Origin of the sequence: Microbacterium sp. UBA7513, from assembly GCF_002478345.1 — a bacterium.
GTDB lineage: Bacteria > Actinomycetota > Actinomycetes > Actinomycetales > Microbacteriaceae > Microbacterium.
In genome coordinates this window covers 22529-44807 of record NZ_DLNJ01000004.1, presented here as the reverse complement: position 1 = coordinate 44807, position 22279 = coordinate 22529, and the positions used below count along the sequence as shown (strand labels likewise).

Annotated in this window: 25 protein-coding genes; 12 read left to right on the top strand and 13 right to left on the bottom strand. The window is 71.4% G+C overall.

Annotated features, from left to right (window positions below; translation table 11 throughout):
- Positions 1-8 precede the first annotated feature (8 nt).
- The 3 genes from B2W79_RS01780 to B2W79_RS01770 form a co-directional block, all read right to left on the bottom strand.
- Positions 9-410 carry a hypothetical protein gene (locus tag B2W79_RS01780; protein WP_292786350.1) on the bottom strand — a complete coding sequence of 134 codons (402 nt, stop codon included), beginning with the start codon at positions 408-410 and terminating at the stop codon, positions 9-11.
- Between the two features lie 122 nt (positions 411-532).
- Positions 533-1675: an MFS transporter gene (locus B2W79_RS01775; protein WP_292786347.1), complete on the bottom strand. Its 1143-nt coding sequence runs from the start codon at positions 1673-1675 to the stop codon at positions 533-535.
- A 1-nt stretch (position 1676) separates the two neighbouring features.
- Positions 1677-2579 (bottom strand): MurR/RpiR family transcriptional regulator, encoded by a 903-nt coding sequence (locus B2W79_RS01770; protein ID WP_292786343.1) that lies wholly within the window; start codon positions 2577-2579, stop codon positions 1677-1679.
- 165 nt (positions 2580-2744) lie between these two features.
- Between B2W79_RS01770 and B2W79_RS01765 the strand changes: the two genes are divergently transcribed.
- The 8 genes from B2W79_RS01765 (at position 2745) to B2W79_RS01730 (ending at position 12141) form a co-directional block, all read left to right on the top strand.
- A complete protein-coding gene (locus tag B2W79_RS01765; protein ID WP_071329248.1) occupies positions 2745-4295 on the top strand; it encodes an ABC transporter substrate-binding protein in 1551 nt (516 codons plus the stop codon).
- Between the two features lie 67 nt (positions 4296-4362).
- On the top strand, positions 4363-5334 hold the full coding sequence (locus tag B2W79_RS01760) for an ABC transporter permease (protein ID WP_071329247.1): 972 nt from the start codon (positions 4363-4365) through the stop codon (positions 5332-5334).
- Entirely contained in the window at positions 5331-6218 is an 888-nt protein-coding gene (locus tag B2W79_RS01755) for an ABC transporter permease (RefSeq protein WP_071329246.1), read from the top strand. The genes B2W79_RS01760 and B2W79_RS01755 overlap by 4 nt, the downstream gene beginning before the upstream one ends.
- Entirely contained in the window at positions 6215-7120 is a 906-nt protein-coding gene (gene murQ / locus B2W79_RS01750; protein ID WP_292786335.1) for an N-acetylmuramic acid 6-phosphate etherase, read from the top strand. The genes B2W79_RS01755 and murQ overlap by 4 nt, the downstream gene beginning before the upstream one ends.
- Complete coding sequence (locus tag B2W79_RS01745) at positions 7120-8310, top strand: anhydro-N-acetylmuramic acid kinase (RefSeq protein ID WP_292786332.1); 1191 nt, start codon at positions 7120-7122, stop codon at positions 8308-8310. Before murQ ends, B2W79_RS01745 begins: the two co-directional genes overlap by 1 nt.
- A complete protein-coding gene (locus B2W79_RS01740) occupies positions 8307-9434 on the top strand; it encodes an enolase C-terminal domain-like protein (RefSeq protein ID WP_292786329.1) in 1128 nt (375 codons plus the stop codon). Before B2W79_RS01745 ends, B2W79_RS01740 begins: the two co-directional genes overlap by 4 nt.
- Positions 9431-10513, top strand: coding sequence for a serine hydrolase domain-containing protein (locus B2W79_RS01735; RefSeq protein WP_071329243.1), 1083 nt, complete (start codon positions 9431-9433; stop codon positions 10511-10513). Before B2W79_RS01740 ends, B2W79_RS01735 begins: the two co-directional genes overlap by 4 nt.
- Entirely contained in the window at positions 10510-12141 is a 1632-nt protein-coding gene (locus B2W79_RS01730) for an ABC transporter ATP-binding protein (protein ID WP_292786324.1), read from the top strand. Before B2W79_RS01735 ends, B2W79_RS01730 begins: the two co-directional genes overlap by 4 nt.
- A gap of 24 nt (positions 12142-12165) precedes the next feature.
- On the opposite strand, the gene B2W79_RS01725 is transcribed toward B2W79_RS01730, so the two are convergent.
- The 6 genes from B2W79_RS01725 to B2W79_RS01700 form a co-directional block, all read right to left on the bottom strand.
- Positions 12166-12330 carry a hypothetical protein gene (locus B2W79_RS01725; protein WP_292786321.1) on the bottom strand — a complete coding sequence of 55 codons (165 nt, stop codon included), beginning with the start codon at positions 12328-12330 and terminating at the stop codon, positions 12166-12168.
- A complete protein-coding gene (locus B2W79_RS01720; protein ID WP_071329241.1) occupies positions 12327-12896 on the bottom strand; it encodes a YdeI/OmpD-associated family protein in 570 nt (189 codons plus the stop codon). The genes B2W79_RS01725 and B2W79_RS01720 overlap by 4 nt, the downstream gene beginning before the upstream one ends.
- 1 nt (position 12897) lies before the next feature.
- On the bottom strand, positions 12898-13707 hold the full coding sequence (locus tag B2W79_RS01715) for an HAD-IIA family hydrolase (protein ID WP_025104898.1): 810 nt from the start codon (positions 13705-13707) through the stop codon (positions 12898-12900).
- A 96-nt stretch (positions 13708-13803) separates the two neighbouring features.
- Positions 13804-14436: a metal-dependent transcriptional regulator gene (locus B2W79_RS01710; RefSeq protein WP_292786312.1), complete on the bottom strand. Its 633-nt coding sequence runs from the start codon at positions 14434-14436 to the stop codon at positions 13804-13806.
- A 44-nt stretch (positions 14437-14480) separates the two neighbouring features.
- Entirely contained in the window at positions 14481-14780 is a 300-nt protein-coding gene (locus tag B2W79_RS01705; protein ID WP_292786309.1) for a hypothetical protein, read from the bottom strand.
- Between the two features lie 20 nt (positions 14781-14800).
- Positions 14801-16087 (bottom strand): Nramp family divalent metal transporter, encoded by a 1287-nt coding sequence (locus B2W79_RS01700; protein WP_396654754.1) that lies wholly within the window; start codon positions 16085-16087, stop codon positions 14801-14803.
- Positions 16088-16190: 103 nt separating this feature from the next.
- Here B2W79_RS01700 and B2W79_RS01695 point away from each other — a divergent pair, with 103 nt between their 5' ends.
- Entirely contained in the window at positions 16191-16856 is a 666-nt protein-coding gene (locus tag B2W79_RS01695) for a TrmH family RNA methyltransferase (protein WP_071329238.1), read from the top strand.
- Between the two features lie 27 nt (positions 16857-16883).
- Here B2W79_RS01695 and B2W79_RS01690 read toward each other — a convergent pair whose 3' ends face one another.
- Together B2W79_RS01690 and B2W79_RS01685 are read right to left on the bottom strand one after the other, a co-directional pair.
- On the bottom strand, positions 16884-17222 hold the full coding sequence (locus tag B2W79_RS01690) for a hypothetical protein (protein ID WP_071329417.1): 339 nt from the start codon (positions 17220-17222) through the stop codon (positions 16884-16886).
- A 119-nt stretch (positions 17223-17341) separates the two neighbouring features.
- Positions 17342-18664, bottom strand: a complete 1323-nt coding sequence (locus tag B2W79_RS01685) for an MATE family efflux transporter (protein WP_071329237.1) — start codon at positions 18662-18664, stop codon at positions 17342-17344.
- 95 nt (positions 18665-18759) lie between these two features.
- Between B2W79_RS01685 and B2W79_RS01680 the strand changes: the two genes are divergently transcribed.
- Positions 18760-19308, top strand: coding sequence for a DUF1992 domain-containing protein (locus tag B2W79_RS01680; protein ID WP_292786301.1), 549 nt, complete (start codon positions 18760-18762; stop codon positions 19306-19308).
- A 1-nt stretch (position 19309) separates the two neighbouring features.
- Here the strand turns inward: B2W79_RS01680 and B2W79_RS01675 are convergent, their stop codons facing one another.
- Together B2W79_RS01675 and B2W79_RS01670 are read right to left on the bottom strand one after the other, a co-directional pair.
- Positions 19310-19786: a DoxX family membrane protein gene (locus B2W79_RS01675; RefSeq protein WP_292786298.1), complete on the bottom strand. Its 477-nt coding sequence runs from the start codon at positions 19784-19786 to the stop codon at positions 19310-19312.
- On the bottom strand, positions 19783-20235 hold the full coding sequence (locus B2W79_RS01670) for a DM13 domain-containing protein (RefSeq protein ID WP_292786295.1): 453 nt from the start codon (positions 20233-20235) through the stop codon (positions 19783-19785). The genes B2W79_RS01675 and B2W79_RS01670 overlap by 4 nt, the downstream gene beginning before the upstream one ends.
- Positions 20236-20389: 154 nt before the next feature.
- Between B2W79_RS01670 and B2W79_RS01665 the strand changes: the two genes are divergently transcribed.
- Both B2W79_RS01665 and B2W79_RS01660 read left to right on the top strand, forming a co-directional pair.
- The gene (locus tag B2W79_RS01665) at positions 20390-21085 is read left to right on the top strand and encodes a response regulator transcription factor (RefSeq protein WP_071329416.1); all 696 of its coding nucleotides are present in this window, start codon (positions 20390-20392) and stop codon (positions 21083-21085) included.
- Positions 21085-22245, top strand: coding sequence for a sensor histidine kinase (locus tag B2W79_RS01660; RefSeq protein ID WP_292786291.1), 1161 nt, complete (start codon positions 21085-21087; stop codon positions 22243-22245). The genes B2W79_RS01665 and B2W79_RS01660 overlap by 1 nt, the downstream gene beginning before the upstream one ends.
- Positions 22246-22279: the final 34 nt, after the last annotated feature.

The following is a 22279-nucleotide window of genomic DNA, read 5'->3' as shown; positions in this document are numbered from 1 at the left end:
CGGGAGGCTCAGCTCCCTGATACGAGCAGGTGTCGCGGGGGCCCCTCGAGCCGGGCGACGGCGATCTTCAGATCCGTGACGTCCGCCGCCACCGCATCGATGCGTGTGGTGAGCTTCTCTTCGACGGAGTCGATGCGTGTGGTGAGCTTCTCTTCGACGGAGTCGATGCGTGTGGTGAGCTTATCTTCGACCGAGTCGATGCGTGTGGTGAGCTTCTCTTCGACGGAGCCGATGCGTGCGGCGAGCTTCTCTTCGACCGTGTCGATGCCTGTGGAGAGCCGGTGGTCGACGGTGCCGAGACGCTCATCGATGCGACGGATCATCCACGCCCCTGCCGCGAACAGACTCGCGCCGAGGGTGAGCACGACGCCGATCGCGCTGACGATGATCGTGAGGGTGTCCGCGGACACGGTGCTCCCTTCCTCGGTGCGGGTGTGGCTTCGACGATACGGGGTCGCCGTGCGGGCGCCGCTCGGAATTCCGGCATCTGTGAAGAGGTCGTGTGCAGGCCCGATGGGGGAGGAAGAGTGCGTCACCGCAGCGCCGGGACGGCGCGCCCGGAGCGCGACGCCACGAGCATGAGCACGGGGATGACCGCGCACAACACGGCGGACACGAGGAACGCGACGCTCGACGCCGGGTCGCGCCCGATCAGCAGGACGAGCGTCGGAACGAACGTGCCGCCGACCGCGCCGCAGGCCACGAGCGCCCCGGTGACCGCGGCGCTGCGGGCCGGATCGAGTCGGTCGAGCGCGAGTCCGAGGATGAGGCCGTAGCTCGGGGCCAGCAGGACCACCACGACGGCCAGGATGAGCAGCGCCGCGACCGGCTGCTCGCCGAGGAGCGCACCGGCGAGCACCAGGAGGACGGCGGCAACCCCCGTCGCGGTCGCCAGCAGGGTGAGCGGCGGAACCGCCGCGCGCCGGAGAGCGGCGACGCCGAAGCGGCCGGCGGCCATCAGCGCCCAGAAGGCGGAGGTGCCAAGCGCGGCGGTGGCGGGTTCGATCGCGAGCGCCCGCGCCGGGATCACGGCCGACCAGCCCGACAGGACGGTCTCCACGCCGACGTAGAGCGGCAGCGCCAGCGCGAAGGGGAGGAGGGCGAGCAGGGAGCGTGCGTCCCGTCGTGCCGGGGCCTCGGCCGGACGGGCGAGAGTGGTGGCGCCGGCGAGCACCGCGGCGGTCGCCAGGGGTACGGTCGCGAGCAGCGTCAGGGCCGGACGGGCGCCGGCCCCGAGCGCCACCACGAGTGGTGTGACGGCGGCGCACACGGCGACCGTGCCCATCAGGGCGCTCAGCATCCCGGTCGCGCTCGCCGCGCTGGCGGCCTTGGCCGCCACGGAGCCCGCTGCCTCGACGAGACCGAACCCGAGCCCCGCGAGCGCGGCGGCCGCGAGGAAGACGCCCGGATTCGTCGCGAGGGCGACACCGACGATGGCGGCCGCCTGCAGGAGGCTGCCCAGCACGAGCGTCGTCCGGGGTGGGCGGCGCACCAGGAGCGGACCCGACAGCAGCACGCCCACGAGGAGTCCCGCGAAGAGGACGGGCACGGCGGCACTCAGGTCGGCGTCCGTCGCGTGCTCCGCGGAGGGAAGGACGGCCGGGACGAACGCCGCGGTCACGCCGAGGCCGCCGAACGCCGTGAACAGCCCGACGCGGAGTCGGCGCGCGCTCATCTCAGGCACCGCCCGCGCGCACGTGATGTACGGCGGCGAAGGTGTCGCGGAGGGCCTCCATCGATCGGTCGTAGTTGGACTGCGCGACCCCGATGAAGATGCAGTCGACGACCATGAGCTGGGCGATCCGGCTGCCCAGGGCTCCGGAGCGGAAGCCCGTCTCGCGCGCGGCGGTGGTCAGCACGATGTCGGCCTGACCGGCGAGCGGGGAGCCGGCGTGGTTGGTGATGGCGATGGCCGTCGCGCCCGCCTGCCGGGCGAGCAGGAGGAACTCGATGGTGTCTGTCGTGGCGCCCGTGTGCGAGACGGCGATCGCGACGTTCCCCGGTCCGAGGGTGGCAGCGGAGGTCCAGGCGGCGTGCGGGTCGGACCATTCCAACGCCGTCCGCCCGATCCGGGTGAGCTTGCGCTGGAGGTCGAGCCCGACGATGGAGCTCGCCCCCACGCCGAAGATGTCCACCCGGGTGGAGGAGGTGATCGCCTCGACCGTGGCGCGGAGCGCGTCGGTGTCGAGCACCTTGGCGGTATCGGCGAGGGAGAGCGTCTCGGCGAGCGACACCTTCGCGACGATGTCGGCGAGGGTGTCGTTGCGGTCGATGTCGCCGGACACCGCGGGGAGCGCGGCGGTGTCGAACGTCTCGCGCTCGACCTCCCGCAGCACATGGTTGCGCAGCTCGCGCACATGGTCGTACCCGAGTCGCTTGCAGAACCGCACGACGGACGTGGTCGAGGTGTCGCAGCGGTGCGCGAGCTCGGCGACGGAGAGCCCGGCGGTCCCGGCGGGGTCGGCGAGGAACAGGTCGGCGATGCGCTGCTCGCTCGGACGGAGTTCGGGGCGCAGGGCGCGCATCCGCACGAGCACGAGGTGGGTGCCGGCGTCGTCGCGAGCGGCATCGTGGGGCATGGGGTCTCCGATCGGTGTTCATAACACTAGAGGAACTTCTGTTACACGCGTAGGTACTTTCGTGTACTTTTGGTACTTACCCAGACCGACGATGTTCGCGGGGCATCAGGCAGCACCGCCTGATCCGAGCCAGGGCGACGCGGTCCCAGCCAGGAGGAAACAGCAATGAGCACAGCACGGTGGGCGTCTCTCGGCGCCCTCACCGCCACCGGCCTCGCCGCGGCGCTCGTCATCACCGGGTGTTCCGCGCCGGCGTCGAACCCGTCCGATACCGGATCCGGAGCCGCCGGCGGCGACCTGGTCATCGGCGTCACGAGCGATCCCGACACCCTCTTCCCGTGGAAGGCCACCCAGTTCCAGGCGGTCAACGTCCTGCAGAACCTGTACGGCACCCTGACCGAGTTCGACGAGGAGCTCAACGTCGTCCCCGGTCTCGCCGAGTCGTGGGACGTCTCCGAGGACGGCCTCACGGTCACCCTCCACCTCCGCGAGGGCGTCACGTTCGCGGACGGCAGCGCCTTCGACTCCGCCGACGTGAAGTACTCGCTGGACGCGATCGCCGATGAGGCGACCGCCGCCGTGGCCGCGAGCTCGCTCGCCTCGGTCGCCGCCGTCGAGGCCACCGACGAGAGCACCGTCACCCTCACCCTCAGTGCCCCGGACGCCGCCCTCCCCGCGAACCTCGCCGTCATCAACATGGCGATGCTCTCGTCGGACGACACCGAGGAGGCGCTCAACACCACCCCGAACGGCACCGGCCCGTTCGTGCTGGAGGACCGGAAGGCGAGCCAGTCGCTCACCCTCGCCAAGAACGAGGACTACTGGGGCGACACCGCGCTGCTCGACACCGTCGAGTTCCGCGTGATCCCCGACGAGTCGTCCATCGTCTCGGCGATGCAGTCCGGCAACGTGCAGCTGGCCGTGTTCGACGACCCGCTCGTCGCGCAGACGGCCGAGGGCGCGAACGTCGAGGTCGCCACCACCCCGCAGCTCAGCTACCACGCCCTGCAGCTGAATGCGCAGCGCGGCGACCTCGCCGACGTGAACGTGCGCCTCGCGATGCAGTGCGCGATCGACCGTCAGGAGGTGCTCGACACCGCCGCGCTCGGCGAGGGCGAGGTCACCGGTCCGATCACCTCTCCGGCGTTCAAGTCCGACCCGGACGCGCGCCCGTGCCCCGAGCGCGACCTCGACAAGGCGGCCGAGTACCTGAAGAAGGCCGGCAAGGAGGACGGCGTCACCGTCAAGACGATCGTGTCCCAGGGCGAGTACGCCACCTCCGTCAACGAGGCGCAGAACCTCAAGGCGCAGCTCGCCGACGCGAACATCACGCTCGACCTCGAGGTGCTCGAGTCCGGCGCGTTCGTGGACCGCTGGATCGCGGCCGACTTCGACGCCGCGGTCGCCCTCAACGGCGGACGCCCGGACCCGGACGGCATGTACGGCCGTTACTTCACCAGCACCGGCAACCTGAACCAGGTCGCGGGGTACTCCTCGCCCGAGCTCGACGCGCTCTTCGCCGAGGGACGCGAGACGGCCGACCCCGAGAAGCGCAAGGACATCTACGCGCAGGTCTCCGAGAACCTCGAGGACAACGCCGCCTGGATCTGGCTGTTCACCAGCTACACCTACACGGCGACGGCCTCGACCGTCGACGGCTTCACCCCGATGGCGAACGGCTCGCTGCAGTACCTGCGGACCACCTCCATCCAGTAGTGGAACGAGGGGGCGCGGACGTCCGCGCCCCCTCGGCTCCCCGACGACAGGCATCTCTCCCACGCGCATGTTCAGACAGCTCCTCCGCAACAGCGTGCTGCGACGCATCCTCGCAGCCCTCGGCACCCTCTTCGGCGTCGCCGTCTTCGTCTTCCTGATGCTGCGCGCCATCCCCGGCGACCAGATCAGCTCCGGTCTCGGTACCGAGGCGGCGGCCCTCACACCGGCGCAGCGCGCCGCCCTCGAGGCGTACTACGGTCTCGACCAGCCGCTCGTCGTGCAGTTCTTCTCGTGGCTCGGCAACATCTTCACCGGCAACCTCGGCTTCTCCTCCCGGGCGCAGACGAGCGTCCTCGACCTCACCGCCGCCGCTCTTCCCGTGACTTTCGAGCTCGCGATCATCTCCATCGTGATCGCGCTGGCCATCGGCATCCCGCTCGGCATGCTGTCCGCCTCGAAGCCCGACTCGTTCCGTGACGGCGTCGGTCAGGTCGTCGGCCTCGCCGGGCTCTCGATCCCTGCCTTCCTGCTCGGCACGGCACTGCTCGCGATCCTCGCCCAGTCGTTCGGATTCAACCCCAACGGCCAGGCGTACGCCACGCTCTTCGAGAACCCGCTGCTGAACCTCCAGCAGATGCTGCTGCCCTCGATCGTGCTCGGCTTCGGCATCGCCGCACCGATCATGCGCACGACCCGCACGGCGGTGCTCGAGATCCGCTCCAACGACTTCATCCGCACCGCCAGGGCGAAGGGCGTGCCCCCGCGTCGGCTGCAGGTGCGTCACGTGCTCGGCAACGCCCTGGTGCCCATCGTCACGATGACCGGTCTGCAGTTCGGCTACCTCCTCGGCGGTGCCGTCGTGGTGGAGCAGATCTTCTCGCTCCCCGGCATCGGGCGCCAGGTGCTGCTCGGCATCCAGCAGAAGGAGTACGCGCTCGTGCAGAGCACCGTGCTCGTGATCGCGCTCGCCTTCGTCATCGTCAACCTGCTCACCGACCTGCTCTACCGGGTCATCGATCCTCGGGTGCGTGCCGCATGACCGACATCTCTCAGACCCCGACCCTCGCCCCCGGCGGCGGACGCACCATGGAGCGCGTGCGTCTCCTGCTGCGCAGCCGCAGCGGTCTCTCCGGCCTCATCATCGTCGCGCTGCTCGCGGTGCTCAGCCTCGTCTCGGCGTTCGGCCTGCTGCCGTTCGACCCGCTCGCGCAGGACCCGCCGTCCCGGCTGCAGCCGCCGTCCGCGGTGCACTGGTTCGGCACCGACCAGTTCGGCCGCGACGTGTTCTCGCGGGTAGCAGCCGGTGTCGCCAACTCGGCGCTCATCTCCGTGGTCGCCGTGGCGTTCGCGACCGTGGTCGGCACGGTCTGCGGACTCATCGCCGGTTTCTACCGCGGCTTCTCCGACGGTGCGATCACGGCGGTCACCAACGTGCTGTTCGCGTTCCCGCCGCTGCTGCTCGCCCTGTCGCTCGCCTCGGTGTTCGACCGCAACTGGTTCACGATCGCCGTGGCCATCGCGATCGTCTACGTGCCGATCTTCATCCGCGTGACCCGCGGCCCCGTGCTGTCGCTGCGCGAGGTGGAGTACGTCAAGGCGGCCAAGAGCACGGGGCAGAGCCGCATGGCGACCATGTTCCGCCACGTCCTGCCGAACATCACCTCGATCATCATCGTGCAGGTCACGCTCTCCCTCTCGTGGGCGGTGCTCACGGAGGCGTCGCTGAGCTTCCTCGGACTCGGGACTCCGCCGCCCGCGCCCTCGCTCGGCTCCATGATCTTCGAGGCGCGGACCCTCGTGACCATCGCCCCGTGGACGATGATCGCCCCCGGCGTGGTCGTCGTGCTCCTCGTCGTCGGCCTGAACCTGCTGGGCGACGGGCTGCGCGACAGCCTCGACCCGCGGAATAGGGGCAAGCGATGATCGCGGAAGACCTCGGCGCCCTCGCCACCGAGGCGAGCGACCCCCGGTACGCCCGCCTCGACCAGATGAGCGTGGCCGAGCTCGCGCAGACCATGAACGAGGCCGACGCCACCGTGCCCGCGGCCGTGCAGCGCGCTCTCCCGCAGATCGTCCCGGCGATCGAGCAGACGGCCGCGCGCATGGCGCAGGGCGGACGCCTGGTCTACGTCGGCGCAGGCACCCCCGGACGCATCGGCGTGCTCGACGCCTCGGAGTGCCCGCCCACGTTCAGCACCCCGCCGGAGCTGGTGTTCGCGATCATGGCCGGCGGTCCCGGTGCGATCGTGAACCCCGTCGAAGGCGCGGAGGACGACGCGGAGGCCGGGGCTGCGGCCATCGACTCCGCGGGCATCGGCCCGCTCGACACCGTGATCGGCATCGCGTCCAGCGGCCGCACGCCGTACGTGGTCGCCGCCGTCCGGCGGGCGCGGGAGCGCGGGGCGCTCGGCGTCGGCCTGTCGTGCAACACCGGCACCGCGCTGAGCGCGGTCGCCGAGCACGGCATCGAGGTCGAGGTCGGCCCCGAGGTGCTCGCCGGCTCCACGCGCCTCAAGTCCGGCACGGCCCAGAAACTGGTCCTGAACATGTTCTCGACCATCGCGATGGTCCGGAACGGCAAGGCCTACGGCAACCTGATGGTCGACGTGAAGGCCACGAACCACAAGCTCCGCGAGCGCGCGATCCGCATGGTGCGGACGATCGCCGACGTCGATCGCGACACGGCGGCCGCCGCGCTGGAGAGCGCAGGGTGGGACGTGAAGCTCGCCACCATCATGATCCGCCGCGGGGAGGACCTCGCCGCGGCCACCGACCGACTCGCGGCGGCCGGCGGCCGTCTGCGCACCGCACTGGAGGAGAACTGATGCGCGTCCTGGGACTGATCTCCGGCACCTCGCACGACGGGATCGACGCCGCCGTCGTCGACTTCGCCACCAACGGGGGCTTCACGGCGCACGGCGTCGACCTCCGGGGCACGGTGCTCGCGTCCACGAGCGTCCCCTATGACCCCGAGCTGCGGGCACGACTCATCGCCGCGCTCCCTCCGGCGCAGACCACCCTGGCCGAGGTGGCCGAGCTCGACACCCTCATCGGGCAGGCATTCGCCGAGGTCGCGGCCGAGGTCGCGGCCGAGGTCGGCGGTGTCGACGCGGTGTGCTCGCACGGCCAGACCGTGTACCACTGGGTCGACGGCGCCCACGCGCTCGGCACCCTCCAGATCGGGCAGCCGGCCTGGATCGCCGAGAAGACCGGGGTGCCCGTCGTCTCCGACATCCGCATCCGCGACATCACCGCGGGCGGCCACGGCGCTCCGCTCGTGTCGTTCCTCGACGAGCTGCTGCTCCGTGGCCGCGCCGGCATCTCGGCGGCGCTGAACCTCGGCGGCATCTCGAACATGACCGTCGTCCGCCCCGACGGCCTCGTCGCCTACGACATCGGCCCCGCGAACGCCCTGGTCGACGCGGTCATCGTCGCGCACGACCTCAACCCGCTCGGCTATGACGACGATGCGGCGATCGCTCGGACCGGACGGGTCGACGAGGCGCTGCTGGACGCGATGCTCGCAGACCCCTACTACGCGCTCACCCCGCCGAAGAGCACGGGCAAGGAGCACTTCCACCTCGCCTACGTGCAGGAGCACCTCGCGGCGCAGGGACGCGAGATCGCGGTCGCCGACGTCGTGCGCACGCTCACCGAGCTCACGGTCCGCACGGTCGCCCGCGACGTCGAGGCCGCCGGGATCGGCTTCCTCGCGGTGTCCGGCGGCGGCTGCCGCAACCCGCTGATCCTCGACGGGCTGCGGACCGCGCTGCCGCAGACGGAGGTCGTCCTGGCCGACGAGCTCGGCGCCCCCGCCGACAGCAAGGAGGCCATCCTCCTCGCGCTCATCGGCTGGGCGACCCTGCACGGCGTCCCCGCCATCGTCCCCGGAGGGACGGGGGCGCGCGAGCCGCGCATCCTCGGCACGATCACGCCCGGCGCCGGTCCGCTGCAGATGCCCGAGCCGGTCGCGGCCGTCGATTCCCTCACCCTCACGGAGGCGGCGGGATCGTGACCGTCGTCGAGCGGATGCGCGTGCTGCGGGTGCCTTCGCCCCTGGCGCGTCCCTTCGTCACGGCCGTCCGTCGTACGGACCACCTCGACGTCGTGCTCGTGGAAGTGACCGACGCCGACGGCCGTCGCGGGTACGGGGAGGCCGCGACGAGCTGGCGCGTCACCGGGGAGAGCCCCGAGAGCGTGACGGCCGTGGTCGCCGGTCCCTTCGCCGACGCCGTGCTCGGGCGCTCCGTCGACGATCCCGGGCTGCCGGACGCCCTCGCTGCGGCCGCCTGGGGAAACGCCGCCGCCCGCAGCGCGGTGGCCTGCGCGCTCGCCGACCTCGCCGCGCAGCACCGGGATGAGCCGCTCGCACCGACGCTCGCCCCGCACGCAGACGCGCCCCCGCGCATCCGCACCGACATGACGCTGTCCGTGGCGAGGCCGGCCGCGCTGGCCGCGACCGCCGTCGAGCACGCGGCGGCGGGATTCCGCTGTCTCAAGATCAAGGCGTCCCGCGAACACGACACGGTCGCGGGTCTCCTGGCCGTCCGCGCCGCCGTCGGCGCCGACATCACGCTGCGCGTGGACGCGAACCAGGCGTGGGACGCCGAGACCGCGATCCGCGTCATCCAAGCGGCGGAGGACGCCGGTCTCGGGCTCGAGTTCGTCGAGCAGCCCGTCGCCGCGCGCGACCTGGATGCGCTGGCCGCGGTGACCGCCGCCGTCGACACCCGGATCATGGCGGACGAATCGGTCCGCACCGCGCAGGATGTCCGCGACATCGCCGTGCGCGGAGCTGCCGGGCTCGTGAACGTCAAGCTCGCCAAGACCGGCGGGCTCCGCGAGGCGCTCGCCTGCGTGCAGGCCGCCCGCTCCGCCGGACTCGGCATCATCGTCGGCTGCATGATGGAGTCGCACGTCGGGGTGGCCGCCGCGGCGCACCTCGCCGCCGCGGTCGCTCCGGACGTCGTGCACGACCTCGACGCGGCGTCGTGGCTGCGCCGGTCGCCGGTGACCGGAGGGCTCACCGCCGACGCGGAGTGGCTCACCCTCGCCCCGGCCGCAGGACTGGGGATCACCGGGATCGCCCCCGACGCCGAGGTGCTGCTCGACCGCTCCCGCACAGGAGCTCTCGTATGAGCGCCGCCGAGGCGATCGCCGCGGTCCTCACCGGGCCGACCGCGCCGCGGGGAGCCGTCGCCGGTGTCGCCACCCGCACGAGCCGGGACACGGCCGCCGGCGGCTTCGCCGACCTCGCGGGGACGCCGGTCACGACGGAGACGGCGTTCGACCTCGCCTCGGTCACCAAGGTCGCCGCGACCACCACCGCGCTCCTCGGGCTGGCCTCCCGGGGGGACCTCCGGTTCGACGATCCGGTGGACCGCTTCGTCTCCGGAACCGCCTGCGCCCCAGGGACGACCGTGCGGCACCTGCTCCTGCACCGGGCGGGGCTCTGGGAGTGGCAGCCGCTCTACCTCGACGGCACGCATGTCGACGGCGCGGCCGCCGCCGACACGCTCCCGCTCCGCTACGGCGTGGACGACGGGCGGCACTACTCCGACCTGGGCTTCCTGATCCTCGGACGGATCATCGCCGCCGTGACCGGCCTCTCCCTGGACGCCGCCGTGCGCGAGCTCGTGACCGGGCCCCTCGGCCTCACGCGCACGGGCTACGGGCCCGTCCCCGGGCCGGTCGCGTCGTCCACGGGCGACGGCGATGCCGCCGAGCGACGGATGGTCGCCACCGGCACGCCCTACCCGATCCTCACCTCTCGCCGGCACTTCCCCTGGCGCGAGGGCGAGATCACCGGCGTCGTCAACGACGGCAACTGCTTCCACGCCCTGCACGGCGTCTCGGGGCACGCCGGCCTGTTCGGCACGGTCGACGAGCTGCTGACCCTCGGCGTCGCGCTCGCCGACCCCGAGGTGCCCCACGACCTCTGGGACCCGGCGCTCGTGGCCGAGCTGTTCCGCGACGGCCCGGACCCCGGTCAGGCCCTCGGCTGGCGCAGCGACACCGTGACGGCGGACGGACGCCCGACCCGGATGCTCTGGCATCCCGGCTACACGGGGTGCGCGCTCGGCGTGGTCCCCGCCACCGGGACCGCCGTCGTCCTGCTCGCCAACCGGCTGTTCGCCGACGAGATCGCCCCCACCGAGACCCTGTGGCGCGCAGCGCTGCCCGCACTCCTCGACCCCGAAGGAACGAGTACCCCATGAGCACCACCCCGCCCGTGCTGAGCATCGACGGCCTCGCGGTCGCCTTCCGGACCGGCTCCGAGCTGGTCACCGCGATCAGCGACATCACGATCGACATCGCCGCCGGCGAGACGGTCGCCGTGGTCGGCGAATCCGGCTCCGGGAAGTCCACCACCGCGGCCGCGGTCAACCGTCTGCTGCCCGAGAACGGCGTCATCACCGCGGGGAGCATCCGCTTCGAGGGCCGCGAGCTCACCGACCTCCCCGAGAACGCGATGGTGTCCCTCCGCGGAGCCGGAATCGGCCTCGTGCCGCAGGACCCGATGTCGAACCTCAACCCCCTCATGCGCGTCGGCGAGCAGATCGGCGAGGCCCTCGAAGTGCACGGGTACACCAGCGGCGACGGGACGAAGGCCCGCGTCGTCGAGCTGCTGGAGATGGTCGGGATCCCCGATGCCGCCCGCCGGGCGACCCAGTACCCGCACGAGTTCTCCGGAGGCATGCGGCAGCGTGCGCTCATCGCGATGGGGCTCGCCTGCAAGCCGCGGCTGCTCATCGCCGACGAGCCCACCTCGGCGCTCGACGTCACCGTGCAGCGGCGGATCCTCGACCAGCTCGACCAGCTGACCGACGAGCTGGGCACCGCGGTGTTCCTCATCACCCACGACCTCGCCCTCGCCGCCGAGCGCGCCGACCGCATCGTCGTGATGTTCCGTGGCCGTGTCGTGGAGGAGGGCACGTCGGCGGACGTCCTCGGCAACCCGCAGCACGAGTACACCCGGCAGCTGCTCGCGGCCGCGCCGAGCCTCGCGTCCCGCCGCGACGCCCTCCCGACGCGCGAGGTCACCACCGACGCCGTGCCGTTCGTCGAGATCCGGGACCTGCGCAAGGAGTTCCCGCTCCGGAATGCGAAGGCCGGGGAGCCGCAGACCTTCACGGCGGTCGACGGCGTGAGCTTCTCGATCCGTCGCGGAACGACCGTGTCCATCGTGGGCGAGTCGGGCTCGGGCAAGTCCACGACGGCAAACATGGTGCTGGGATTGGAGGACGCGACCTCCGGGGCCATCCTCTTCGACGGCACCGACCTCACGGCCCTCCGCCGCACGGAGCTCTTCGCGCTGCGCCGCCGTGTGCAGCCCGTCTTCCAGAACCCCTACGCCTCGCTCGACCCCCGCTACACCGTGGAGCAGTCGATCGCCGAGCCGCTGCGCGTGCACCGGATCGGCACCGCCGCTTCCCGGCACGCCCGCGTCCTGGAGCTCCTGGAGCAGGTCGCGCTGCCCGCGGCCATGGCCGAGCGACTGCCGCACGAGCTCTCCGGCGGACAGCGGCAGCGGGTCGCGATCGCCCGCGCCCTGGCCCTGGAGCCCGAGCTCGTCGTGCTGGACGAGGCGGTCTCCGCGCTCGACGTGCTGGTGCAGGCGCAGATCCTCGAGCTCCTCGCCGACCTGCAGAAGAACCTCGGGCTCAGCTACCTCTTCATCAGCCACGACCTCGCGGTCGTGCGCATGATCTCGGACGAGGTGCACGTGATGCAGCGCGGCGTCGTGGTCGAGAGCGGCACCCCGGAGAGCATCTTCGACACGCCGCAGCATCCGTACACCCGGGAGCTGCTCGCCGCGATCCCCGGAGCGTCGCTCGCCTCCTGAGGCCTCGGGACGGCGACCGTCGGCTCAGCGCCGGCGGTCGTCGTCGTCCCAGGGACCCTCCCACCAGCCGGCGCGGTCGTCATCCTCGCCGCCGCGGCGGCGGGAGCGCACGAACTGCACGACGAAGACCGTCAGCGACGTGAGCGTGATGAGGATCAGGACGAGGAACAGCAGGTCGCTCTGGTTCATGGGCGCTTCCCCTCCGCGGCATCCGCCACGATCTTCGCGATGCGGGCGGCCTTGGTCTCCGGACGCTTGGCCATCGCGATGTGCGTGAGGCCGAACTTCTTCACCGACTTCGGGAACGCATCCCAGCTCGCCCTCGCCGCCGGTACTGCGTCGAGGGCGGCCGTGAGCTCCGGCGGCTCGATGCCGGCCTCGGGGCCGTCGAGCAGGGTCCACGAACCGTTCGCCTTCGCCGTCTCCAGCGCCCGGATGCCGGCGGGGGCGAGGAGCCCCGCGGCCTCCAGCTCCGCGATACGGGCCTTGTTCGTCGCCGCCCAGCCGCTGCCAGGGCGTCGAGGGGAGAACCACTGGCCGCCGGTCTCGTCGTCGAACGTGCGCACCGGGCCGTCGATCCACCCGAAGCACAGCGCCTGACGGACGGCGTCCTCGTAGCCGACGCCGAGGGCGGATCGGCCGCGCACGCTCAGCAGCCACACCCCGGCCGTGCGTTCGTGGTTCGCCTCGAGCCAGGCGCGCCAGGCCGCGGCGTCCGCCGCCGTGACCCGCTCGCCGTCGTCGAGGGCGCCCACGTCAGTCCTCGTCGAGGGTGGGGATCGAGTCGGTGATGGTCGGCAGCAGGTCGGCGACCGAGTCGACGATCTCGTCCGGTCGGAAGGGGTACTGCTCGATGATCCGCTGGTCGCTGATGCCGGTGAGGACGAGCACCGTGTGCAGACCCGCCTCGATGCCGGCGACGATGTCCGTGTCCATCCGGTCGCCGATCATGCCGGTCTTCTTCGAGTGCGCGCCGATCTTGTTCAGGGCCGAACGGAACATCATCGGATTGGGCTTGCCGACGACGTAGGGCTCCTTGCCGGTGGCCTTGGTGATGAGGGCGGCGATCGCTCCCGTGGCCGGCAGCACCCCGTCGGCGCTCGGGCCGGTGGCGTCCGGGTTGGTCACGATGAAGCGCGACCCGTTGATGATGTGGCGGATGGCCTTGGTGATGGCCTCGAACGAGTAGTTGCGGGTCTCGCCGACGACGACGAAATCGGGGTTCGTCTCGGTCATGATGAAGCCGGCCTCGTGCAGCGCGGTGAGGATGCCGGCCTCGCCGATGACGAACGCGGAGCCGCCGGGGAGCTGCTGCGCGAGGAAGTCGGCGGTCGCGAGCGCTGACGTCCAGATGCGCTCTTCCGGCACGATCAGGCCGCTCGCACGGAGGCGGGCGGAGAGGTCGCGGGCGGTGAAGATCGAGTTGTTCGTGAGCACGAGGTAGGGGATCTCGTTGCGCTCCCATCCGGCGAGGAGTTCGGAGGCCCCGGGGATGGCGTCGTTCTCATGGACGAGCACGCCGTCCATGTCGGTGAGCCAGCATTCGATGTCGTCACGGTGTGCCATGTGCTCAGCCTAGAGGCCCCACCTTTCCTTTCGAATCGCCTGATTGGCCCCATCCCCGGCCGATCTGCCGCAAAGTGCGCGATTCGAAGCCGGGGGTCAGGCCGACAACCACACCACGTCGCGGGCGGCGGGGGGCAGCGGAGGCTCGGTGCCGTCGAGGGTGATGCCGGTCGGGGTCACGGTCACGGTCGTCCCCACGACGACCCCGTGGGAGTCGAGGGTCCGCAGGAGCTCCGGGTCGCGGTCGTCGACGCGGAGCACGCGGCCGGTGTGTCCGTCCGGGGCATCCGCGAGCAGGACGAAGGGCTCCCGTTCGATGCGGCCCTCCGCGTCCGGGATGGCGTCTCCGTGCGGGTCGAAGCGCGGGCGGCCCAGGCGCTCGTCGATGCCCTCGAGCAGCCGGTCGCTGATGGTGTGCTCCAGCACCTCGGCCTCGTCGTGCACCTCATCCCACCCGTACCCGAACTCCTGCACGAGCCAGGTCTCGATGAGGCGGTGGCGGCGGACCATCGCGAGGGCCCGGGTGACCCCCGCGTCCGTCAGCCGGACCGCTCCATACGGCACGTGCGACACGAGTCCCGCCGCGGCGAGCTTCTTCACCATCTCCGTGACCGACGACGGCGCGATGCCGAGCTTGGCCGCCAGGACCGAGGGGGTGATCGGCGCATCCTGCCACTCGGTGTGCGCGTAGACGGTCTTCAGATAGTCGTCAGCTGCCGGGGATGCCACCCCACCACCTTACGTGTCCGGGTCGGCCGGCCTCGCGGCCTGAGTCAGGCGCTCGCGGAGCCGAGCAGGATCACGGCCGCCTGCCCCGCGAAGAAGAGCACGAGGAACCCCAGGAGGGCGGCGGCGAGCGACAGGCGCCCGTCGAAGCCCTCCACCTCGGCGATGCCCACCTTGCGGGCACGGAAGGCGAAGATCAGGGTGGCGACGCCGAGGGCGAGCTGCACCCACGGGCTGGCGGGGCCGATGACCTTCGGGAAAGCGATGAGCAGACCGCCGATGACGCCGGTCGCGAAGCCGCTCCAGGTGAGGAGGCGGACGGTGCGACGGGCGGAGGTGGCAGACATGATGTCGAGCCTATCCGGCGTCATGCCCCGGTCAGCACCAGCCAGAGCAGGGCGCCGTTCAGGGCGATGAGGAGCACGGAGGCCGCGATGCCGGCGACCGTCGTCCACACCCGGTTGACCCAGACGCCGAGCGTGCGGCGCTGTGCGGTGAGGGCGACGAGCGGGATCAGCGCGAACGGGATGCCGAACGACAGCACGACCTGGCTGAGGACGAGGGCGAGCGTCGGGTCCACCCCGATGCCGAGGATCACCAGCGCGGGGATGAGCGTCACCAGGCGCCGGGCCAGCAGGGGGATGCGCACGTGCAGCAGGCCGTGCATGATCTCGGCGCCCGCGTACGCGCCGACGGAGGTCGAGGCGAGACCGGAGGCGAGCAGTCCCACGGCGAAGAAGGTCGCCACGGCCGGACCGAGGCCCGCGGCGAGGGCGGCGTGTGCGCCCTCCAGGGAGTCGGTCCCCGCGACGCCCGCGAGGTTCGCCGCCGCGAGGAGCAGGATGCCGAGGTTCACGGAGCCCGCGATGACCATCGCGATCGTCACATCCCACCGTGTCGCCGTGAGCAGGCGGCGGATTCGCGAGGTCTCGACCCGGGCGGCCTCCTCGGTCGTCTCGGCGCTCGTCGCACCGAACCGATCGCGGGCCAGGGAGGAGTGCGCGTAGATCGCGTGCGGCATGATCGTCGCGCCGAGGATCGAGGCGGCGAGGAGTACGGACCCCGTGTCCTCGAAGCGCGGCACGAGGCCGCTCACCACGCCGGCCGGGTCGGGTGGCGCGAGGAACAGGCCGGCCATGAAGCCGATCGTGATCACGAGCATGAGTCCGATGATCACGAACTCGAAGGGACGGGCGCCGCGACGGTTCTGCACCGCGAGCAGGGCCATCGACACGGCCCCGGTGATGAGTCCGCCCCACAGCAGCGGGACGCCGAAGAGCAGGTTCAGGGCGACGGCGCCGCCGATGACCTCGGCGAGGTCGGTCGCCATCGCGACCAGCTCCGCCTGCAGCCAGTACGCGCGGCGGGCCCAGGGACGGTGCAGCCGCCGGCCCAGCACCTCCGGGAGGCTCTGGCCGGTGACGACGCCGAGCTTCGCGGACAGGTATTGGATCAGCCAGGCCATCACGTTGCCGGCGACGACCACCCACACGAGCAGGTAGCCGTACTGCGCCCCCGCGGTCATGTTGCTGGCGACGTTGCCCGGGTCGAGGTAGGCGACACCCGCCACCAGCGCCGGTCCCAGCAGCCACAGCAGGCGCGGCGAAGCGGTGCGAGCGGGGATCAGGAGAGAGGCGGTGGGATTTTTAGGCACACCGAAACCGTAGCGTATTTTTCGGTATACCTAAATATTCTCGGCCGGTGTGCGGCCCCTCCGCCGGACGGCGGCCGGGCCGACGCGGCGATAGCCTGGCGGGATGGATGCGCAGCGCCCCGAGAGCCCGGAACCGACCGCCTCCGGGGGGTCCTCGGCGCAGCCCGGATACGGCGTCGGCCCGTGGCCCGGAGGGCCGTCGGCCTGGCCCGAGGGAGAGCAGTACGATCCCGAGCTCCTCGCGCACGGCGACACGCGGAACGTCATCGACCGCTATCGCTACTGGCGCATGGAGGCGATCGTCGCCGACCTCGATACGCGGCGTCATCCGTTCCACGTCGCGATCGAGAACTGGCAGCACGACATGAACATCGGTTCCATCGTGCGCAGCGCCAACGCGTTCCTCGCCGACACGGTGCACATCATCGGCCGCCGTCGCTGGAACAAGCGCGGCGCCATGGTGACCGACCGCTACCAGCACGTCGTGCACCATGAGGACATCGCGACCTTCGCCGCCTGGGCTGCCGCGGAGGGCCTGCCCGTCATCGCGATCGACAACGTCGACGGGGCCGTGCCGGTGGACCGCGCCGACCTGCCGCGCTCGTGCGTGCTCCTGTTCGGGCAGGAAGGGCCTGGGCTGTCGCCGGAGGCGCTGACCGCCGCTTCGGGTCACATCGAGATCACGCAGTACGGCTCGACCCGCTCGATCAACGCGAGTGCCGCCGCCGCCGTCATCATGTACGAGTGGTGCCGTCGCCACGCGGAGTGACCACGAGGAGCGGTCGCGCCTGCTCCGTCAGGCCGGATCGATCCCGAACAGGTGTCGCGAGATCGCGCTGACGTCGCGGTCGAGACCGTCCATGCGCCGGCTCAGGCCATGCACCTCCTTCCGGAGATCTCCGATCTCGGCTTTCACGCCGACGATCTCGCCCTTGATCCCGACGATCTCGCCCTTGATCCCACCGATCTCGCCCTTGATCCCGCCGATCTCCGTGTGGATCCCGCCGATCTCCGTGCGGACCGTGCCGATCTCCGTCTTGATGATCCTCACGAACATCGTCGCCATGAGCGTGATCGTGGCGTACATGCCCGAGGCGAGAACCCCGATCGTCGTCCATACCTGTGCGTCGTTCATCCCCAGCATCCCTTCAGTGTCGCTCCATGCTGCACCGGAGGGCGAGAGGGGCGAGGCGCTGTATTCCGCTCTGCCCGGCGACAGGGGATAAGTCGTTCTCTCAGTCGACTGTGGAGGACTTATGCCGACGCGGCGAGCCAGCGCCCGGAGCGCACTCGCCACCCCAGCGTCGCCAGCCGTGCGAGCAGGTACACCCCGAAGAACGCGACGGCGAGCCACACGAGGCCGGCGGTGCCGTCGACCCCCGTCGCGGCGATGATCGCCAGCGTGGGCAGGAACGGCACAAGGTTCAGACCGCCCGCGATCGCCAGGTACCGGGCGTCGTCGGCCCCCATGAGCACGCCGTCGAGCACGAACACCACGCCTGCGATCGGCTGCGCCACCGCGAGCACGAGCAGGGCCGGCTGCACCACCTCCGCCACGGCCCGGTCGCCGGTGAAGACGATGCCGAGCACCCCGGAGAGGGCGGCGATGACGCCGCCGACCACGACGCCGAACCACGCCCCCCAGGCGACAGTCCGCCCCAGCACCCGGCGCACCTGAGCCTCATCCCCGGCGCCGAGCTCTTTGCCGATCAGTGCCTGCGCCGCGATCGCGAGCGCGTCGAGGGCGAAGGCCGCCGCCGAGAAGATGGTGAACACGATCTGCCACCCGGCGAGCTCCTCGGTGCCGATCCCGGTCGCCACCGCCACGGTCGCGAGCAGGGCGACGCGCAGGCTCACGGTGCGGAGGAACAGCCAGCCGCCCGACGTCGCGGTGTGGCGCAGACCGTCCCGTTGGGCACGCAACGAGGCGCTGTGCCGGGTCGCGAGGCGCCGGACCACGAGCGCGTACGCCGCCACCATGCCCCACTGCGCCGTCACGGTGCCCGCCGCGGAGCCGGCGATGCCCCAGCCGAGTCCATAGATGAAGAGCCAGTTCAGCAGGGCGTTCGCCGCGAAGCCGAGTCCCGCGATCCACAGTGGCGTCATGGTGTCCTGCATCCCGCGCAGGAGACCGGTGGCCGCGAACACGATGAGCATCGCGGGGAGGCCCCACATCGAGATCACGAGGTATTCGTTGGCCTGTGCCGCGACCTCGGCGCTCGCGCCGAACAGGGACACGAGCCAGGGGGACGAGACGGCGCCGACGACGGCGAGCACGGCACCCAGGCCGAGCGCGAGCCACATGCCGTTGATCCCGACCGAGACCGCCTCCCCCGGACGCCCGGCCCCGAACCGTCGCGCGACCGCGGGGGTCGTGGAGTACGCGAGGAACACCATGAGGCCGACGATCGTCTGCAGCACGGCTCCGGCGATGCCGAGCCCGGCGAGGGGGACGGTGCCGAGGTGGCCGACGAGGGCGGCATCGACGATGAGGAACGCCGGCTCCGCGATAAGCGCACCGAGCGCGGGGACGGCCAGGCGCAGGATCTCGCGGTTCAGAGAGGTGCGGGCGGCCATCCTCCGAGCCTATGACCTGTCGTCGACACCCGAGACCTCCGGCCTCGACCGGACGTAGGGTGAGAGGAGGAGCTCCGAGCGGACGGAGGCGCATCATGACGGATCCCCGGGAGGCGGCCGCGCGCTATCGGGCCCGACAGCAGCAGGGCGATGATGTCGCCGACGACGCGGACACCGCCGCACCTCCCGGTGCCGCTGCCGCGGTGGACCGCGCCGCCTTCGTGGAATCCGCCATCCAGGTCGCCATCCGCCGTGGCGACTTCGATGACCTTCCGGGAGCAGGCAAGCCGCTCGAAGGGCTCGGCGACCACCACGACCCGGACTGGTGGATCCGTCGCAAGATCGAGACCGAGGGCCTGACCGGGCTCGGTCCTCCCGCCATCCTCCTGCGCACGGAGGACCGCGAGCTCGACGGACAGCTCTACCTCCTCGGTCGCGAGTCCGATGTGCGCGAGGTGCTCGAGGACTTCAATCGGCGTGTGCGCGAGGCCCGACGCCAGCTCCAGGGCGGACCCCCGGTCGTGACGCCGTTGCGCGACGTCGACGCCGAGGTCGTCGCGTGGGCGCAGCGCCGGGCGACGCGGCCCGCCCCGTCCGAGACGCCATCCCGGCGCCGACGTTTCGGTCGTCGACGCCGGGGATGACTCAGGCCTCCGGTCCCTCCACCGGACGCGCCCGCCGCGCCCGCACCCAGCCGTCCACCCCGAGCCGCCCGGCGGCGACGATCGCCAGCACCATCGCGGACAGCACCGCCATCACGGGGTACTGCGCGATCAGCTGGTCCGCGCTCCAGTAGAGCGCCAGGGTCCCGACCGAGACGAACGCGGCCGTTCGGGTGAGCAGCCCCGACACGAGGAGGACGCCCAATCCGACCTCCAGTGCCGGGATCGCGACCCCGAAGAACGCCGGTGCCGAGGCCATCGCCGCCCCGAGCGGGTCGAAGAAGTCCGGCACCCTCGTGTTCCCCTGCGCGCTCTGCGCCACGAGTTCGATGTCGGCCGCCCCGAATCCCGCCCGATACTTCAGCGTCCCCTCGATGAGCCACAGCACCCCGATCGCCACCCGAGCGGCCGCTCCCAGCAGCGAGCCGATCAGAAGACGAGTGGATCGTGGCGCGGTCATGACAGCTCGGCTGCCCCGAACACGGCCTTCGCCTTGTCGCAGTAGATGACGACGTGGGAGTAGTCCTCCGCGTCGACGCCGTCCAGGGTGAAGGTCTGCGTCGCGGTGTCGTACGAGACCGCGTCGACGAGCATGCCGGAGGCGATCGCCGCCTCGTCCGTGCCGTCCGTCAGGTAGACGTGCAGATCGGGGCCCTCGTCCGAGGAGAACTCCGACAGCATCACCTCCGTGTCGGAGACGGAGACCATGCCGGCGACCTTCTTGCCGTTCAGGCCCGCGAACTCCCCGCTCTTCGCGGTCGTGTCCGCGGTGGTGGCGTCGCTCTCTGCGGTGCTCTGCGAGGCCGAGGAGGAAGGGGCCGACGTGTCGGCCGCGTCCTGCGGGCTGCAGGCTGCGAGCGTCAGGGCGAGCCCGAGGGCGGCGGTGGTGGCGAGAAGGGTCTTGCGCATGATGGTCTCCTGTTCGATGGAACGCCGTCGTGGCGGATGCCGCGGCGGAGGTGCTGCACAGCACGCTAGGAAGCGGAAGCGGGCCGTGGGGAAGACCTTTCGGAACCGTAAGGATCCGTCGGTGCGTTGTCGCGTGGGGGTTACCCTCGACGGCATGGAAGGGGTCATCAGAGTCGCCGTCGTGGAGGACGATCCCACGGTGCGCGAGGCCGTGGGGGCGTACCTTCAGGCCCACGGCTATGCGGTGTCGAGCTTCGGGGACGGCGTCTCCGCACGGACTGCGCTGCGGGAGGCCGTCCCGGATGTGGTGATCGTCGACCGGATGCTGCCCGGCCTCAGCGGCGACGAGCTCTGCCGCGAGCTGCGCGCCGTCTCCGACGTGCCCATCATGGTGCTCACTGCCCTGGGGGAGGTGGAGGATCGCATCGACGGCTTCGCGTTCGGTGTCGACGACTATCTCGCCAAGCCGTTCTCGATGAGGGAGCTGTCGATGCGCGTCGCGGCACTGGTCCGTCGGTCCCAGGTCGCGCAGACGTCGTCCGGGGAGCTCCGGAGGGGCGCGTTCGTGATCGACCTGCTGCGGCGCCGCGCCTGGGTGCGCGGAGAGGAGATGGTGTTGACGGGCAGGGAGTACGACCTGCTCCTCTTCCTCGTCCGCAACGACGGCCGCGCGCTGGGTCGCGAGGAGATCCTTCGCGAGGTGTGGGGGTGGACCGTCGGCGAGCGTTCGACGGTCACCGTGCACGTGCGGCGTCTGCGGGAGAAGATCGAGGAGGACCCGCAGGACCCTCGCCATCTGCTCACCGAGTGGGGCGTCGGCTATCGCTTCCTGTCGAGAGGGATCGGCTGATGACGATGATCTCCGGTGGGGTGATCCTGCAGATCGTCCTCACGAGCCTGGCGGTGGCGATCATCGTCGCCGTCGTCGCGGTGCTGCTCCTGCGAGCTCTCCGGCGTCGCGGGCTCCGCACCCAGCTGATGGTCGTCGCCAGCGCGGGCACCATCGCGATGGCAGGGTCCGTGGTGGCCATCGGACTCGAGATGTACCTCTCCGCCCACGACCTGACCATCCTCCTCACCGTGATCGCTGTGTCGCTCGTCCTCGGTCTGGGCATGGCATGGTGCATGGCGCGCACGGTGCGCGCCTGGGTCGAGGGGTTCTCGGTGTCGCTGGGCAGGATCGGTCGGACGGACGACGCGGTGGCAGACGCAGCGGCCTCTCGGGAGCTCGCCGGCCTCTCGACACAGCTCGCGGTGGTCTCGGCCGAGGTGGACGCGGCGAGGGCCGAGCTGGTGCGGCTGGACTCCGCCCGTCGGCGCTTCTTCGCCTGGATCTCGCACGACCTGCGCACGCCGCTCACCGCTCTCCGCGTGCTCGCCGAAGCGGTGGAGGACGGCACGGCGGCCGCCCCGGAGCGTTTCGCCGGCCAGGTGCGGGGGCAGGTCGAGACGATGAGTCGGATGGTGGACGACCTCTTCGAGCTCTCTCGCCTCACCTCCGGCGCTGTGCAGCTGCAGACGGAGCAGGTGATTCTCCGTGATGTCGTGTCCGATGCGGTCGCCGATGTCGCGGCGGCCGCGGCGACGCGTGATGTCCGGATCGTGGAGCGGGGGATCGCCGGTCCGGTGCTGTGGGCCGATCCGCATCAGCTCGGGCGGATCGTGGTGAACCTGCTCACGAACGCCGTCCGGCATGCGCCTGCGGGCACGGAGGTCGTGCTGTCCGCGTCTATGGTCGACCGGGATCGCCTCGTGCTCGGCGTGCTGGACCAGGGGGCGGGCGTGGCGGTGGAGGATCTGGATCGGATGTTCGACGTCGGCTGGCGTGAGGATCCGGCCCGGCCCGCGGCCGGTGGCGACGACGGCGTCGCCTCCGGGGCCGGCCTCGGGCTGTCGATCGCGCGCGGGCTCGCACGAGCGCACGGCGGCGACGTCTTCGCGGAGCGCACCGACGCGGGCTTCCGCATGAACGTGTCCCTCCCGGTGGGGGTGCCTGGACCCGCGGAGTGACCTGGTCTGGACACCGTGGGGGACCCCGGCCATA